The sequence below is a fragment of the Bradyrhizobium sp. KB893862 SZCCT0404 genome, from assembly GCF_018130885.1.
In the GTDB taxonomy this organism is placed as follows: Bacteria; Pseudomonadota; Alphaproteobacteria; order Rhizobiales; family Xanthobacteraceae; genus Bradyrhizobium; species Bradyrhizobium stylosanthis.
On sequence record NZ_JAFCLT010000001.1, the window covers coordinates 493,124 to 507,304 of the forward strand.

Annotated in this window: 11 protein-coding genes; 6 read left to right on the forward strand and 5 right to left on the reverse strand. The window is 63.3% G+C overall.

Translation table 11 applies throughout. The features are described 5' to 3' along the window. Positions 1 to 58 precede the first annotated feature (58 nt). Together JQ617_RS02475 and JQ617_RS02480 are read left to right on the forward strand one after the other, a co-directional pair. A complete protein-coding gene (locus JQ617_RS02475) occupies positions 59 to 2,704 on the forward strand; it encodes a type I secretion system permease/ATPase (RefSeq protein ID WP_212024157.1) in 2,646 nt (881 codons plus the stop codon). After that, on the forward strand, positions 2,691 to 4,115 hold the full coding sequence (locus JQ617_RS02480) for an HlyD family type I secretion periplasmic adaptor subunit (protein WP_212024159.1): 1,425 nt from the start codon (positions 2,691 to 2,693) through the stop codon (positions 4,113 to 4,115). Before JQ617_RS02475 ends, JQ617_RS02480 begins: the two co-directional genes overlap by 14 nt. 33 nt (positions 4,116 to 4,148) lie before the next feature. On the opposite strand, the gene JQ617_RS02485 is transcribed toward JQ617_RS02480, so the two are convergent. Beyond that, positions 4,149 to 5,042 carry a LuxR C-terminal-related transcriptional regulator gene (locus tag JQ617_RS02485; protein ID WP_212024161.1) on the reverse strand — a complete coding sequence of 298 codons (894 nt, stop codon included), beginning with the start codon at positions 5,040 to 5,042 and terminating at the stop codon, positions 4,149 to 4,151. A 532-nt stretch (positions 5,043 to 5,574) separates the two neighbouring features. Between JQ617_RS02485 and JQ617_RS02490 the strand changes: the two genes are divergently transcribed. Continuing rightward, positions 5,575 to 6,228: a response regulator transcription factor gene (locus JQ617_RS02490; protein ID WP_212024163.1), complete on the forward strand. Its 654-nt coding sequence runs from the start codon at positions 5,575 to 5,577 to the stop codon at positions 6,226 to 6,228. A 340-nt stretch (positions 6,229 to 6,568) separates the two neighbouring features. Here JQ617_RS02490 and JQ617_RS02495 read toward each other — a convergent pair whose 3' ends face one another. The 4 genes from JQ617_RS02495 to JQ617_RS02510 form a co-directional block, all read right to left on the reverse strand. Next, positions 6,569 to 7,957 carry a class I adenylate-forming enzyme family protein gene (locus tag JQ617_RS02495; RefSeq protein WP_212024165.1) on the reverse strand — a complete coding sequence of 463 codons (1,389 nt, stop codon included), beginning with the start codon at positions 7,955 to 7,957 and terminating at the stop codon, positions 6,569 to 6,571. Further along, entirely contained in the window at positions 7,944 to 8,189 is a 246-nt protein-coding gene (locus JQ617_RS02500; protein ID WP_063682689.1) for an acyl carrier protein, read from the reverse strand. The genes JQ617_RS02495 and JQ617_RS02500 overlap by 14 nt, the downstream gene beginning before the upstream one ends. A 36-nt stretch (positions 8,190 to 8,225) precedes the next feature. Next, entirely contained in the window at positions 8,226 to 10,016 is a 1,791-nt protein-coding gene (locus JQ617_RS02505) for a long-chain-acyl-CoA synthetase (protein ID WP_249156787.1), read from the reverse strand. Between the two features lie 77 nt (positions 10,017 to 10,093). Next, positions 10,094 to 10,363, reverse strand: a complete 270-nt coding sequence (locus JQ617_RS02510) for a phosphopantetheine-binding protein (protein WP_063682690.1) — start codon at positions 10,361 to 10,363, stop codon at positions 10,094 to 10,096. Between the two features lie 241 nt (positions 10,364 to 10,604). Between JQ617_RS02510 and JQ617_RS02515 the strand changes: the two genes are divergently transcribed. Genes JQ617_RS02515 through JQ617_RS02525 form a run of 3 tightly spaced genes read left to right on the forward strand, consistent with a single transcriptional unit; the run spans position 10,605 to position 14,169 of the window. Then, on the forward strand, positions 10,605 to 11,831 hold the full coding sequence (locus tag JQ617_RS02515; RefSeq protein ID WP_212024168.1) for an acyl-CoA dehydrogenase family protein: 1,227 nt from the start codon (positions 10,605 to 10,607) through the stop codon (positions 11,829 to 11,831). 26 nt (positions 11,832 to 11,857) lie between these two features. Continuing rightward, on the forward strand, positions 11,858 to 12,862 hold the full coding sequence (locus JQ617_RS02520; protein ID WP_212024170.1) for an amino acid--[acyl-carrier-protein] ligase: 1,005 nt from the start codon (positions 11,858 to 11,860) through the stop codon (positions 12,860 to 12,862). A gap of 32 nt (positions 12,863 to 12,894) precedes the next feature. After that, positions 12,895 to 14,169: an O-acetylhomoserine aminocarboxypropyltransferase/cysteine synthase family protein gene (locus tag JQ617_RS02525; RefSeq protein WP_212024171.1), complete on the forward strand. Its 1,275-nt coding sequence runs from the start codon at positions 12,895 to 12,897 to the stop codon at positions 14,167 to 14,169. The last annotated feature ends 12 nt before the right edge of the window (positions 14,170 to 14,181 follow it).

The window sequence follows — 14,181 nt, forward strand, 5'->3', positions numbered from 1 at the left end:
GGAATGCATGAGAAGGAACATCATACGCGGCCGGTAGCCGCGAAGGGTTGAGTTATAAATGGCGATCCAGAATGGAAATGCCCATGCCGCAGATCTCGGGCTTAGATCCCTGGTTCTGTTCCTGCGCCTTCATGGCGTGAACGCCGAGCCCGATCAGCTCCGCGACCGCTGCGGAGACAGCGCAATCGGCATCCGTGCGATGATCAGCTGCGCCCGCGATTTCGGGCTGAAGGTCGCTTCGCGCACGACACATTGGAAAAAGCTCGCAGGCATTGGCCTCCCCGGAATCGCAGCGCTGCGTGATGGCGGGTTTCTGCTGCTCGGGAAGGTCGAGGAAGACGCCGCGCTTGTGCTGCATCCGACCTCGACGCATCCGAAGTTGATGCCGCGTGCGGAATTTGAAGAGATCTGGGACGGTCGCTTGATCCTGAGCGGATCTGAAGGTCTCGCCGGCCGGGCGCATGATGCATTCACCGGCCTGGTCGCGTACGGACGCGATCTGGCCGGGAGCGCCGGTTCCGCCCTGGCGCGCATGAATCCCTTCAATCGTCGCGATGTGCCGGTCCAGGAGCCGGGCGAGCCCTCGGACGGCGATGAATCGGGCTTGATTGCAATGGCGATCTTGCTGCGGTGCCATGGCGTCGCGGCCGACCCGGAGCAAATTCGCCATCGCATGGGCACGTCGCGCATTGGCGTGACCGAGATCCTGCGCTGCACCAGGGAGTTCGGCCTCAAGGCCCGGGCACAACGCTCGAGCTGGAACAGGCTTGCCGTTACGCCGCTGCCGGCCATAGCCGCGCTGCGCGATGGCAGCTTCATGATCCTGGGCAAGGTCATCGAGGACAGGATTCTCGTTCAGCGTCCATTGGCGCCCCGACCGGAATCGATGACGCAGGCCGAACTCGAGGCCGTCTGGGATGGCGACATCATCCTGATGACCCGGCGCGCGGCCCTGACAGACCTCTCCAGGCGGTTCGATATCGGCTGGTTTCTCGGAGCGATGCATAAATATCGCCGCCTGCTCGGCGAAGTGCTGATCGCCTCGTTCTTCCTTCAGGTCTTCGCCCTCGTAGCTCCGCTGTTCTTCCAGGTCGTGATCGACAAGGTGCTGGTGCATCGAAGCATCAGCACGCTCGACGTGCTGGTCGCGGGCCTCGTGGCGCTAACCGTGTTCGAGACGGTCCTCGGCACGTTGCGCGTCCATTTGTTCGCGCACACGACCAACCGTATCGACGTCGAGCTCGGTGCACGGCTGTTTCGTCACCTGATGGCACTGCCGATCGCGTATTTTCAGACGCGCCGCGTCGGCGACTCGGTCGCACGCGTTCGCGAGCTCGAGAACATCCGTCAGTTCCTGACGAGCTCGGCGCTCACGCTCGTGGTCGATCTCCTGTTCACCGTCGTCTTCCTTGCGGTGATGTTCTACTATTCGACGCTGTTGACGCTGATCGTTCTGGCCTCATTCCCGTTCTACATCGGAATCTCGGCCGGTGCTGCCCCGCTGTTTCGCCGGCGCCTCGACGAGAAGTTCAATCGCGGTTCGGAGAACCAGGCCTTCCTGGTCGAGAGCGTCACGGGCGTCGAGACCCTGAAGGCGATGGCGGTCGAGCCGCAGATGCAACGCCGCTGGGAGGAACAGCTCGCCGGCTATGTGGGAGCGAGCTTCCGCGTACTCAGCCTGAACAACACGGCGAGCCAGGCTGTCCAGATGATCAACAAGCTGGTCACGGCCGCAACGCTCTATTTTGGCGCCAGGCTCGTGATCGGCGGCGACCTGACCGTCGGCGAGCTGATCGCGTTCAACATGCTGGCGGGGCGGGTGAGCATGCCGGTGCTCCGGCTCGCGCAGATGTGGCAGGATTTCCACCAGGCCCGTCTGTCCGTCGATCGTCTCGGGGACATTCTCAACACCATTCCGGAGCCGAGCTTCAGTTCGGCGCGCGCGGCGCTGCCGCCGATCCGCGGCAAGGTCGTGTTCGATCACGCGACGTTCCGCTACCGTACCGACGGCCCCGAGGTGCTGCACGACGTGTCCTTTGCGGTCGAGCCTGGGCAGGTCGTCGGTATCGTCGGTTCTTCGGGCTCCGGCAAGAGCACGATCGGCAAGCTGATCCAGCGGCTCTACGTGCCGGAGAGCGGACGCGTGCTGGTCGACGGCGTTGACCTTGCAACGGTCGACCTGACCTGGCTTCGGCGCCAGATCGGCGTCGTCTTGCAGGAGAACGTGCTCTTCAATCGCTCCATTCGCGAGAACATCGCGCTCGCCGACCCCTCCATGCCCATGGAGCGGGTCATCGAGGCGGCCTCACTGGCTGGCGCGCACGACTTCATCCTGGAGCTGCCGGAGGGCTACGACACCATCGTGGGCGAGCGCGGAAGCAGTCTGTCCGGCGGGCAGCGCCAGCGTGTCGCGATCGCTCGCGCACTCATTACCAATCCGCGCATCCTCATTCTCGACGAGGCGACCAGTGCGCTCGACTATGAAAGCGAGCGTGCCATCCAGCAGAACATGAGGCGGATAGCCGCGGGCCGGACGGTGTTCGTGATCGCCCACCGTCTCTCGACGGTCCGAAATGCGAACCGGATCATCACGCTCGAGCACGGCCGGATCGTCGAGGACGGCAGCCATGATGAGCTGATCCGCTCGAACGGGCGGTACGCCAATCTCCACTATTTGCAGGCCGGTATTCATGACGTCCGCTAGCCGAAACATCGTTCCGTTTCCGAGGGCCGAGGTTCGACGGCGCCAGCACGAGATTGCGTTTCTTCCTGCGGCGCTCGAGATCACCGAATCGCCGCCGTCTCCGATCGGACGCGCGATCGGGGCGAGCATCATCGCGGTGTTTTGCGTCGCGTTGTTGTGGGCATCCCTGGGCAGCGTCGATATCGTCGCCACTGCGACGGGCAAGATCGTGCCCGGCGGGCGCACCAAGGTGATCCAGCCGTTCGAGACGGGCGTCGTCCGTGCGATCCATGTCCGCGACGGCCAGAGCGTCAAGGCCGGCGACGTCCTGATCGAGCTCGATCCGACAATGACGGAAGCCGATCAGGAGCGTCAGAAGAGCGATCTCGTCGCGGCCGAGCTCGACGTCGCGCGGCTGCGTGCTGCGCTCACCGACGATCCGCTTGCCGCATTCCGGTCACCGCAGGGCGCAAGTGCCGCGGAAGTCGAGATGCATCGGCAATTCCTGATCAGTCAGCGGGCCGAGCAGAGCGCCAAGCTCGCGGAGATCGAGCGTCAGCAGGGCCAGAAGGAAGCGGAGCGGGCGACCACCTCGGCCAGCGTGGCGAAGCTCCAGGCGACGATACCGGTGCTGCAGGAGCGGGTCGACATCCGCAAGAATCTGGTCGACAAGGCCCTGGCTTCGAAGGTCGTCTATCTCTCCGAGTATCAGGAACTGGTCGGCCTCCAGCAGGATATGGTCCTGCAGCAGAGCCGGCTGCGCGAAGCCGACGCCGCGATCGCCTTGCTGAAGGAAACGAAGGAGAGGACCGCCGCGGAGTACCGACGCACGACCTATGACGCGCTCGCGAAAGCCGAACAGAAGGCGGCGAGCGCCGCGCAGGAGGTGGTCAAGGCGGAACGGCGTACGAAGCTCCAGCATCTGACCGCGCCGGTCGACGGCGTCGTGCAGCAGCTCGCCGTTCACACGGTGGGAGGCGTGGTGACGCCGGCGCAGGCACTCGCGGTCGTGGTTCCGAGCGAGAGCCAGCTCGAGATCGAGGCCATGCTCTCCAACCGCGATATCGGGTTCGTTCATCCCGGACAGAAGGCGGAGATCAAGATCGATACGTTCAATTTCACGCGCTATGGCCTGTTGCATGGGGATGTGCTCAGCGTTTCGACGGATGCCATCACGCGCGACAGGCAGGGCGGGCCGAACGATCGGAGCTCGGGAACGGCGCAAGGGAGCAGCGAGCCGAAAGGCCAGGAGCTGGAATACGCGGCGCGCGTTTCGCTCGACCGGACGCACATGCAGGTGGAGGACAAGCTTGTCAAACTCGGCCCCGGCATGGCGGTGACGGTGGAGATCAAGACCGGCGCGCGCAGGATCATCAGCTACCTGCTCTCGCCGCTGGCGAGATACAAGCAGGAGTCGCTGCGGGAGCGTTAAGACAGGGAGCCGCTCCCGTCTCCCGCCGCCCGGCTATTTATACAGCCGTACCGCTGCGCCCGTCCGTTGGGCCGTTCCCTTGCGGAGGAGACCGTCGACAGGGGGTACCGCCACGTGACTGGACTGGCGGACCAGATGAGCGGTCTCGTCGAGATGCTCCGGTTCGGGGATCGCCCCGTGGCGCCTCACGATCGGAGCGCCGGCCTCACCGGCCGCCGGCGCGTGGTCATTTGCGGCGCGCGCCTGCGATCCATGGTTCATTCCCCAGATCGCCGCCTGCGTCCGGTTCTGAACCCGTATCTTTCGCAGAATCGCCTTGACGTGGACTTTCACGGTCGCCTCGGCGATGTCGATCTTTCGGGCAATGCACTTGTTGGAATCGCCTTCGATGAGGCAGGCGAGGATCGCGTTTTCGCGCGGGGACAGTTGAGGCGAGGTCACGTTCTCTTGAGGGACGAGGGGCGCATGTTCATGGTGGGTGCGCTCCATCGTCTCGTGTTCGCGATTGCCGTCGAGAGCGAACGACAGGAATGCAGGCGGGAAGACCGTCTCGCCCATCGTCACCAGTTCGACAGATTTGATGAAGGCATCGCACGAATTGACGTTGACGAAGTAGCCGCTGGCACCCGCACGAAATGCGGAGGCGAGCTCGACGGGTCGGTAGTTGTCCGACACGATCGCAACGGGCGCGTTGGGATATCGATCCTTCACATATCCGATTTCGGATACCGCAAGAGCGAAATCATCGCCGGTGTGAACGATGAGAAACATCAGTTGCTGAGCTTGAAGCGAGCTTGGCAAGTCCTCCGGGGACGACACCGATATCGGCATTCGAAAATTTGCTTCGTGCAGTATTCTGGCAATGCCTTCTCTAATCAAAACGCTCTTTCCGATAAGAGCTACTTCGTAAGATTGATACCTCCTCATTGGGGCCTCCAGCCGACGCAATGACACACAACAGAAACGCAACAAAATAACCAAATAAACTCTCATGAGAGACGACCAGCCATCGGTGGTTGGTCGTTTGCGTTCGGACCTAGACGTCCGGGTATATGTGGCTACTCCGAGCGGGCGCCTTCCCGAAACGTCGCCGGCAAATCCGTGGTTCCTATATTGTTTAAGCTTTTTAGAGTGTTAATCTCGAATTTAAGATCGACTATATGTCGTTCGTTATAGACGCGGAGCGTGTCGGAGACACGCAGACCTTTCGCTGCCGGCGTGGCGCTATCTGAGATCGTGTGTTCGTTCGTCGTTTGCGGGAGCTCGCTGATTGCAGATTGGTCGCGAACTCTCGCAGGCATTCGGTGCAAGTTGCGGGCGGAAGGCGGGCGCGCCACCTGCTGATTGTATTGCATTGCAGCGGCGACGTCCGTGTCGGAAGAAATTTCCGACCTATTGTTTGAAAATAGGAGTATGTTCAGCGCGTTGATTGGGGGGACCCTCGGCGGAGGAGCGCCCAATGGCACGTACCAATGTCGTCATTGCACACCGACATCCGATTGTCCTGGAGGGGCTGAGCATGGTGCTCGGCGCCCTGGCCGATTTCAAAATCGTCGCATCTTGTGAGAGTACTCCAAGCTGCATCGATGCGATAAATAACCTCGCTCCCGATATCGCGATCGTCGACCCCGCGATGCCCGAGTGTGCCGAGCTGTTGGCCTTTTCGTCGCACGCATCACAAAATCGTTTGCCGGAAAGTCATTCGACACATTTAATCTTTTTTGGCTCGAGTGAAGATTGCGCCCTGGTGCTGGAATCCGGCCCGCCAACCTGCAGCATCATCCTGACAGACGCGGAGCCCGAGGCGCTGGTCGGGTTCTTGCGGCGCATCGCCGATGGCGACAGTCTGGCGCCATTGGCGTCACCCGATCCTGTCGTGTCGCAAGAGGAGAGGGCGAACACGGACGACATGCTGGCAACGCTCACCGACCGCGAGCGCCAGATCATGCATCTGGTCTCCAAGGGACTGTCGAACAAGGAAATCGGGCGGCGGCTGAACATTGCCGACGGCACGATCAAGCAGCATCTTCACAACATCTTTCAAAAGCTTGAGGTCAGCAATCGGACGGTGCTCGCGGCCCTCGCCATCGCGCAATATGGTCGGGCGACGTGAATGACGGCGAGATGCCTTGAAGCTTTGTGGGTAGTCCGTTGGACCAGGCCGCTGATCCGGAATCGCAGCCCTCGTATCGGTTGGAACGTGCTTTAGTCGACGCCTGCGGGTCTGGGTTTGTTCGCGTTGCCCGCTGTCAGTAACTCGTCGCGGTTCATAGCGAATGGCTCCAGTTGCGCCCCGCAGGGGTGTGCCACTGGGTTTCGGCATATTCAGAGCAGCGGCCCTGATCCTTTCCTGCCCTGCCCCCCAGCGATCAGGGCCGTTCTCTCTCCCCACCTGCCAGCAGGATCGCAGGCGCGCAAGCGCGATCTCACGGCTGCCGCCGATGAGGAGGACGTTACGCATCGGTGCGCGCCAGTTTCCCTGCCGCCGTGACGTCGAGCCGCTCGACGAAGCGGATCATCGCGGGCACCTTCCACACCGCCAGGCGATCCCTGCATTGGCCAAGAATCTCCGCACGGATCGCCGCGTGGCGAGTCTCATCGGTGCCGTTCGCGAGGATGACGTCGGCGACCACGATGGCGCCCGTAATCGGGCTCCTGCGCGATCGCGCGCGCGACATCTGGACGGAGGCGTGCCGGTTGATCACCGCCTCGACCTCTTCCGGATGCACCTTCAACCCGCCGATGTTGATGATGCCGCCCCGCCGGCCGACGAAGTGATATCGTTCGCCGCGCAGCTCGACCATGTCGCCGGTATCGACGAACCCCTCGGCGTCCACGAGCGGCGGTGCATCCGCCCCGACATAGGCGCGCGCGGTTCGCTGCGAACGGATCCGCAGCGAGCCCTCGATCACTTTCATCTCCACGCCGCCTTGATTCCGGCCGATCAGGTCGGCGGGAAATCCCTCGCGCCCGTCGTCGACGCTGAAACCAACTCCGGCCTCGGTCGAGGCATAGGCATGACCGATCGAGGCGTGCGGAAATGCCTGAGCCAGGCCATCGAGCACGGCCTGGTCGGCGATTTCGCCGGACAGGCGGACATAGCGCGGCGAGAAATCGGCGGCCGCGCCGCTCATCAGGAGCTTGCGCCAGTGTGAAGGCGTTCCCGAAATGTGGGTGACGCCGCCTGTGCGCAGGCGTGCCACATGGGCCACGATGGCTTCCCCGGGTTCTGAAAGCACCATCGACCCGCCGCCGATCAAGGCGCGCAGGAAGATCTGCAGGCCGCCATAGCGGCGGATGTCGTAGAACGTCGCCCAGGTCGCGCCGCGGCGTTGCGCAGGCCCGTCGGCGATGATGGCGCCGGCCAGTCCATCGAGCGTATGCCGGACGATCTTCGGCAGCCCCGACGTCCCCGAGGTCAGCATCAACCATTCGGTCGCATGGTCGGCCTCCGGTTTGATGGCTCTGCGTGCGGGCAGGTCGATGCCGATGACCGCGCATCTTCCGGAGAGGTATTCGGATGGCGGGCGGTCAGTGACAATGGTATCGATGCCGGCCTGCGCGACCAGGAACTGCAGGCGCTCCCAATCGACGTCGGGCGGGCAGAGGAGCATGCGGCGGGCTATCCCGTCGAGCTCGATCATGGCAAGCGCGGACAGCAGCTGTCTCGATGTTGCAAGCAGAACCGAGCGGCCTGAGAGCTCGCAGGACGACCCGCCGATCAGGCAGCTGTGCTCGACAAGGTCGGTCAGACATACACTTTGCCGGGCATCGGAAATCGTGCGGTCCGTCGGACCCTCGTCGAGATACCGGCGCAGCGCGATGACGTCAGGCGGGGACATTCTCGTAGGCCCTGACAAACTCACCGAGGGTCGAGGGGAAGGTTGCGTCTTCCGCGACAGTGAAGGGGTCGATACCGAGCTCGTCCTCCAGCCGCGCAACCAGGATGGCGAAGGCCAGTGAATCGAACCCGGTTTCGTTCAGGCTGAGGTCATCCTCAAGCCGGGGAAGCGTCAATTTCTGCTCGTCGGCAATCTGCTTCATCGCGGAGAAAATCTTCGTTCTGACCAGCATGGTACTCACCTCACATTTGCGGCTTCCGAGCAGACGTCACAGCCTGATCGCGCCCTCGACGATGCGCGCGAAAACGGACGGGTCGATCGAATGATAGTCACCGGTCGCCGTATCACGGAAGAACAGCGGATCGGCCACCACAGAGGGATCGAATGCCTCGCGGATCAGCCGCTGCTTCTTCTTCCTGAAGGTGTCGGTCATCTCGAGCGACGGGCACAGCCTGACGAAGGCCGGAATTGCATAAGGCGGCAGCCTGCGCGAAAGGTGTTCGCGGAAGACACCGAAGTCGAAATCCGGCTTCACCACCAGGGCCACCATGCCGGCGCGGCCATCGGTCCCGGACACCTCAACTCCATAGGTCGAGGCATCGAGTATGCCGGGGCAATCCGTGATCGTGTCGTTCACCTCGCTGGTCGCGACGTTCTCGCCCTTCCAGCGGAAGGTATCGCCCATACGGTCGATGAAGTGCAGATAACCGTGTTCGTCGCGCATCATCAGGTCGCCCGTGCGGAGCCAGGCATCACCTGCAGCGAAGACATCGCGCAGGATCTTTCTCGCGGTCTCCGCGGGATCCGTATAGCCCTCGAAACCCCAGCCGTCGCGACCGGCGCCGCCGATGCGGCCTACGGCTTCTCCGGTCTCGCCGGGCGAGCAGGCGATGCAGAGCCCGTCGGTGTTCCGGACCGGGCTGCCGCCATCGGCATCGACCTTGATGATCGCGGCCGGAAAGCGATGGGCCAGAACGGGCGGGATGCGGCCGACCGCGCCCGGCTTTCCATCAACGTTGAAGAGTGAAAAATTGCCCTCGGTCGCGGCATAGAATTCGATGATCTGCGGAATCGCGAACCGGCCGGCGAACATCTCCCAGATGTCGCCGCGCAATCCGTTGCCGACAGCCAGACGCAGGCGGTGTCGCGCCTCTTGCCTGGACGCCGGCGCCTTCAGGAGGTAGCGGCAGAGTTCGCCGATATACTGGAATACGGTGCAGTCGAAGCGCGCGACGTCGTCCCAGAATCTGCCGGCGGAGAACTTCTCGGCGATCACGACCGAGCCGCCCGCGAACAGCATGCTGCAAGGGGCTGCGACACCGCCCACGGAGTGATGGAGCGGCAGGCAATCGTAGAGACGATCGTCGATCGACGCATCGGTCAGTCCGGCAAACCAGCCGCCCCAGGCGAGAACCCGGCGGTGACTGACGTTCGCCGCTTTCGGAAGGCCCGTGGTGCCCGAGGTGTAGATGAGGAGCGCGCGCCGGTCGATCGTGACGTCGCCGCGCTCGGCGGGCGACAGCGGTCGCGGCTCGAAGGCGGCGAGTGCGGCGTCCAGATCGTGACCCGAACCGCCGGCGCCAAATGTCCAGCATTTCGGCACGCCATGCAGATGCGGACGCGCGCTATCGAATGCGTCCGCGCACTCCGGCGCCAGGATGAGGTGATCGGCATGAGCGACGTCGATACAATGGGCGAGCGATGGACCGACGAGCCTGGTGTTGATCAGCGCCACCGTCCCGCCAACGCTGCTGATGCCCAGCCAGCAGGCGAGGTAGTCCGGCCGGTTCGGCATCAGCAGGCAGACGGTGCCGCCGGCATGGAGGCCGAGGCCCCGCGCCCAACGCGCATAGCGGTTGATCCGGTCGGCGAGCTCCCGATAGGTGAAGGACTGGCCATGCCCGAGCAGGGCGGAGCGATCGGGCTGACGCCGGGCCCAGTCCTCGACGATATCGGCGAACAGGTGGTGGGGCTGGGTCTCCGGCCGTGCGGTTAGCGCGATGGCTTTCAGCCAACTCTTCGCGGCGGAGCGTCTGCGTGGCGGAGCGTCCACTCTCATCGCCGGCTCGGCGTGCGCGCGCACCCGTTCGATGCGGCTCGCCTCGTTGTCGAAGCAGGAGGTCTGTTCAGCCGGATTCATCCCGACCCGGATCCAAGCTGATTGAGTATCATCCGCTCCATCGCCTTCACCGATTGGAAATTTTCGGGCGTGATCTCGAGTTGGGGAAGGATGAGATCGAACTCGGCCTCGACCTTGAGCATCAACTCGACCATGCCCATCGAGCTCAATCCGATGTCCACGAGCCGCGACTCCGGATGCACATCGGCCACGATCTCGTTCTGCTGAAGGACGTTCCTGACGACCGACAGAACGCGGTTCTGAACGTTGACGGCAAAGCTGTGCATGTCAGCCGGTCTCCTGCCGCGGCCAAGCGTGATCGCATGGATGCGACGATACCTAACTGTTGCTTGGGTCAATAGCTCTGCTTCGGAGGTACCTCGCCCGGGACCGGAAGCCTCCTGATACCCACTTCTGCGCCAACGACGCGGTAGGGGAAGTGAGCTAGTTGTCGGTTTCGAGGGTAGATCTCCTCAATCTGTCTCGCATCGACTGGTCACCAAAACCATGAGACGGGAGGCCCGGCCTATGACTGTGCAGGAAGTCCAGTTTCGCGATGTCGCCAAGCAACTCGGGCGAATAGCGTTCTCTCCCGACAACTCCTCTTTCCGGCAGCGAACGGCAAAGGTCGCGGAAGTCGCCGCGGCAGAGGCCGAGACGGTCGATCGCACGGCGTGCTTCCCTCGGAAGGCGATCGACGCGGCGCGCAGGGAGAGACTTCTCGGGGCTCAGATTCCGATCGAGTACGGCGGAGGCGGGGCGTCGATCTCCGAGGTCGCTGACATGTGCTATACGCTCGGCCGCGCCTGCGCTTCGGTCGGGATGATCTTCGCGATGCATCAGACCAAGATTGCGTGCCTGGTTCGTCACGGCGCCGGCAGCGGCTGGCACGAGAATCTCATGCGCCGCGTGGCTGCCGAGCAGTTGCTGCTGGCATCGTCGACCACGGAAGGCCAGAACGGTGGAAACATACGCTTCAGCTCGGCTGCCGTGGAGCACGCCGGCACCGAGATTTCGTTGGTGCGGGATGCGACGGTGATTTCGTATGGCGCGGAGGCGGACGGCATCATCACCATCGCCCGTCGCTCCGACGCTGCCGCCGGATCCGATCAGGTGCTGCTGGCCATCACCCGGGATGACTATACGCTGGAGCGCACCCTCGAGTGGGAGACGCTCGGCATGCGTGGGACCTGCAGTGCCGGCTTCAAGCTGAATTTCAGGGGAGCCGCGGAGCAGATATTCCCGGTGCCATACGAAAAAATCCATGCGCAGACGATGACACCCGTCGCCCATCTGTGCTGGTCCTCGGTCTGGGCGGGAATTGCGGCAGCCGCGGTGGACCGGGCGCAACTCTTCATCCGCAAGGCTGCCCGCGGGTCGGGCGGCAACCTGCCTCCTGGTGCGACGCACTACACTGCCGCCAGGATGAGCCTGAACAAATTGCGCGCCGTGATCGCGGCGTGTCTCCAGTCCTATGAAGCGCGCGAACGCGATCTGCGCGCAATCTCGTCCGTCGATTTCCAATCCTCGATCAATCTTCTCAAGGTGGAGGCTTCCGAGCTTGCGGTTGCGACCGTCATGCATGCGATGCGCACCTGCGGCCTGTCTGGATACCGCAACGACACCGACGTGAGTATCGGCCGCCACCTGCGAGACGTGCTTTCCGCTCCGATCATGATCAACAACGATCGCATCCTCGCCAGCATGGGTACCGCCACGCTGATGAGCGCGGTTCCGGAGTCTCTGTGCGATTGATGTTGTTTTGAGAAGGAAAGGGCCCGATGAAGGTCGCCATCGTTGAAGCTCCGGCGGACGCCAATTCGCTTACGGCAGATCCGTTGGACCATCTTGCCGACACGCTGTTTCATGAGATGGGCTCGCCCGGCGTCTACGGCCGCACCGCGCTCTACGAAGACGTCGTGGAGCGGATTGCGGCGGTGATCTCGCGGAATCGCGAGCCGGACACCGAGGTGATGCGTTTCCCGCCCGTCATGAATCGGGCCCAGCTCGAGAAGTCCGGCTATCTGAAAAGCTTTCCCAATCTCCTCGGCTGCGTCTGTGGCTTGCACGGATTGGATAGCGAGATCGACGCGGCGGTCAGGCGCTTCGATTCCGGCGGTGACTGGACCGCGTCGCTGTCACCGGCGGATCTCGTTCTGTCGCCGGCCGCCTGCTATCCGGTTTATCCGATCGCCGCGAGCCGGGGACCCGTGCCGCCAGGCGGCTGGCGCTTCGACGTGGCCGCCGATTGCTTCCGTCGCGAACCCTCGCGCCATCTCGACCGGCTGCAGTCCTTCCGGATGCGCGAATTCGTCTGCATCGGGAGTGCCGATCTGGTCTCGGGATTCCGCGAGCGCTGGATGATGCGCGCGCAGAAGATCGCCCGGGATCTTGGGCTGACCTTCAGGATCGACCATGCCAACGACCCGTTCTTCGGCCGCGTTGGGCAGATGATGGCGGTGAGCCAGAAGCAACTGTCGCTCAAGTTTGAATTGCTGGTGCCTTTGCGCTCCGAGGAGCAGCCGACCGCCTGCATGAGCTTCAATTACCACCGGGATCATTTCGGCATGACCTGGGGCATCGTCGATGCCGCATCGGCGCCGGCCCACACGGCCTGCGTGGCCTTCGGAATGGACCGTCTCGCCGTCGCCATGTTCCACACCCACGGCAAGGACGTCGACCTGTGGCCGATCGCGGTGCGCGACCTGCTGGGCTTCCCGGAGGCCGACCGCCGGCCGATTTCGACAATCGAGGAATTGCGATGCGCCAAGGAAGTCGGGAGCTAGGCCGGGACCGGAGAGCCGTAGGGCCGGCGACCATGCGCAGAGAAACGCTCGCGGTCCACGGCGGCTTCGAAAGCGACCCGGCAACGAAAGCCGTTGCCGTGCCGATCTACCAGACCGCTTCCTATGTGTTCGACAGCGCCGATCATGGAGCCGCGCTCTTCAATCTCGAAGTGGACGGTTTCCGTTACACCCGGATCGGCAATCCCACCAACGCCGTGCTGGAGAAGCGCGTCGCCGCGCTCGAAGGAGGGATCGACGCACTCAGCGTTGCCTGCGGTCAGGCCGCCGTGAACTATGCGATCGTCAACATCGCGGAGATGGGGTCCAACGTCGTCTCGGTGCCGCAGCTCTACGGCACCACGCATACGCTGTTCGCCCACATCCTGCCGCGGCAGGGCATTGCGGTCCGCTTTGCGGAAGACGACCGGCCGGAGAGCGTCGCCGAACTCATCGACGACGATACACGGGCCGTGTTTTGCGAGAGCGTCGGCAATCCCGCCGGAAACGTCTGCGACATCGAGGCGATGGCCGACGTCGCCCACCGGCGGGGCGTCCCGCTGATCGTCGACAATACCGTGCCGACGCCGATCCTGCTCCGGCCGATCGAGTATGGTGCGGACATCGTCGTGGAGTCGCTGACGAAATTCATGGGCGGGCACGGCACGACGCTCGGTGGAATTATCGTCGACGGCGGCAGATTCCCGTGGGCGGAGCATCGCCGGCGCTTCGCGATGATGAACGAGCCGGAGAAATCGTACCACGGCCTGGTCTTTACCGAGCGTTACGGTGCCGCCGCCTACATTGCGCGCTGCCGCGCCGTCTCTCAAAGGACCACCGGGGCCGTGCTGGCGCCGATGAATGCTTTCCTGCTGCTTCAGGGCATCGAGACCGTCGCCCTCCGGATCGAGCGGCACGTGGAGAACGGCGAGAAGGTCGCACAATTCCTGCGCCATGACCGTCGCGTCGGATGGGTGAATTATGCGGGCTTTCACGACAACCCCTATTTTGCGCTGACGCAGAAATATCTGGCCGGTCGGGCATGTTCGCTTCTGACTTTTGGCGTGGCTGGAGGATTCGAAGCGGGCAAAAGATTTTACGACAGGCTGAATCTCTGCAAGCGGCTGGTCAATATCGGCGATGCGAAGACGCTCGCCTGCCATCCCGCATCGACAACGCACCGGCAAATGTCGGTCGAGGAACAGCACAAGGCCGGCGTACGACCGGAGATGATCAGGCTGAGCGTTGGAATTGAGCACATCGACGACATCCTCGCGGATCTCGACCAGGCCCTCGGCGCCGCGAACTGATGCTTCATCAAG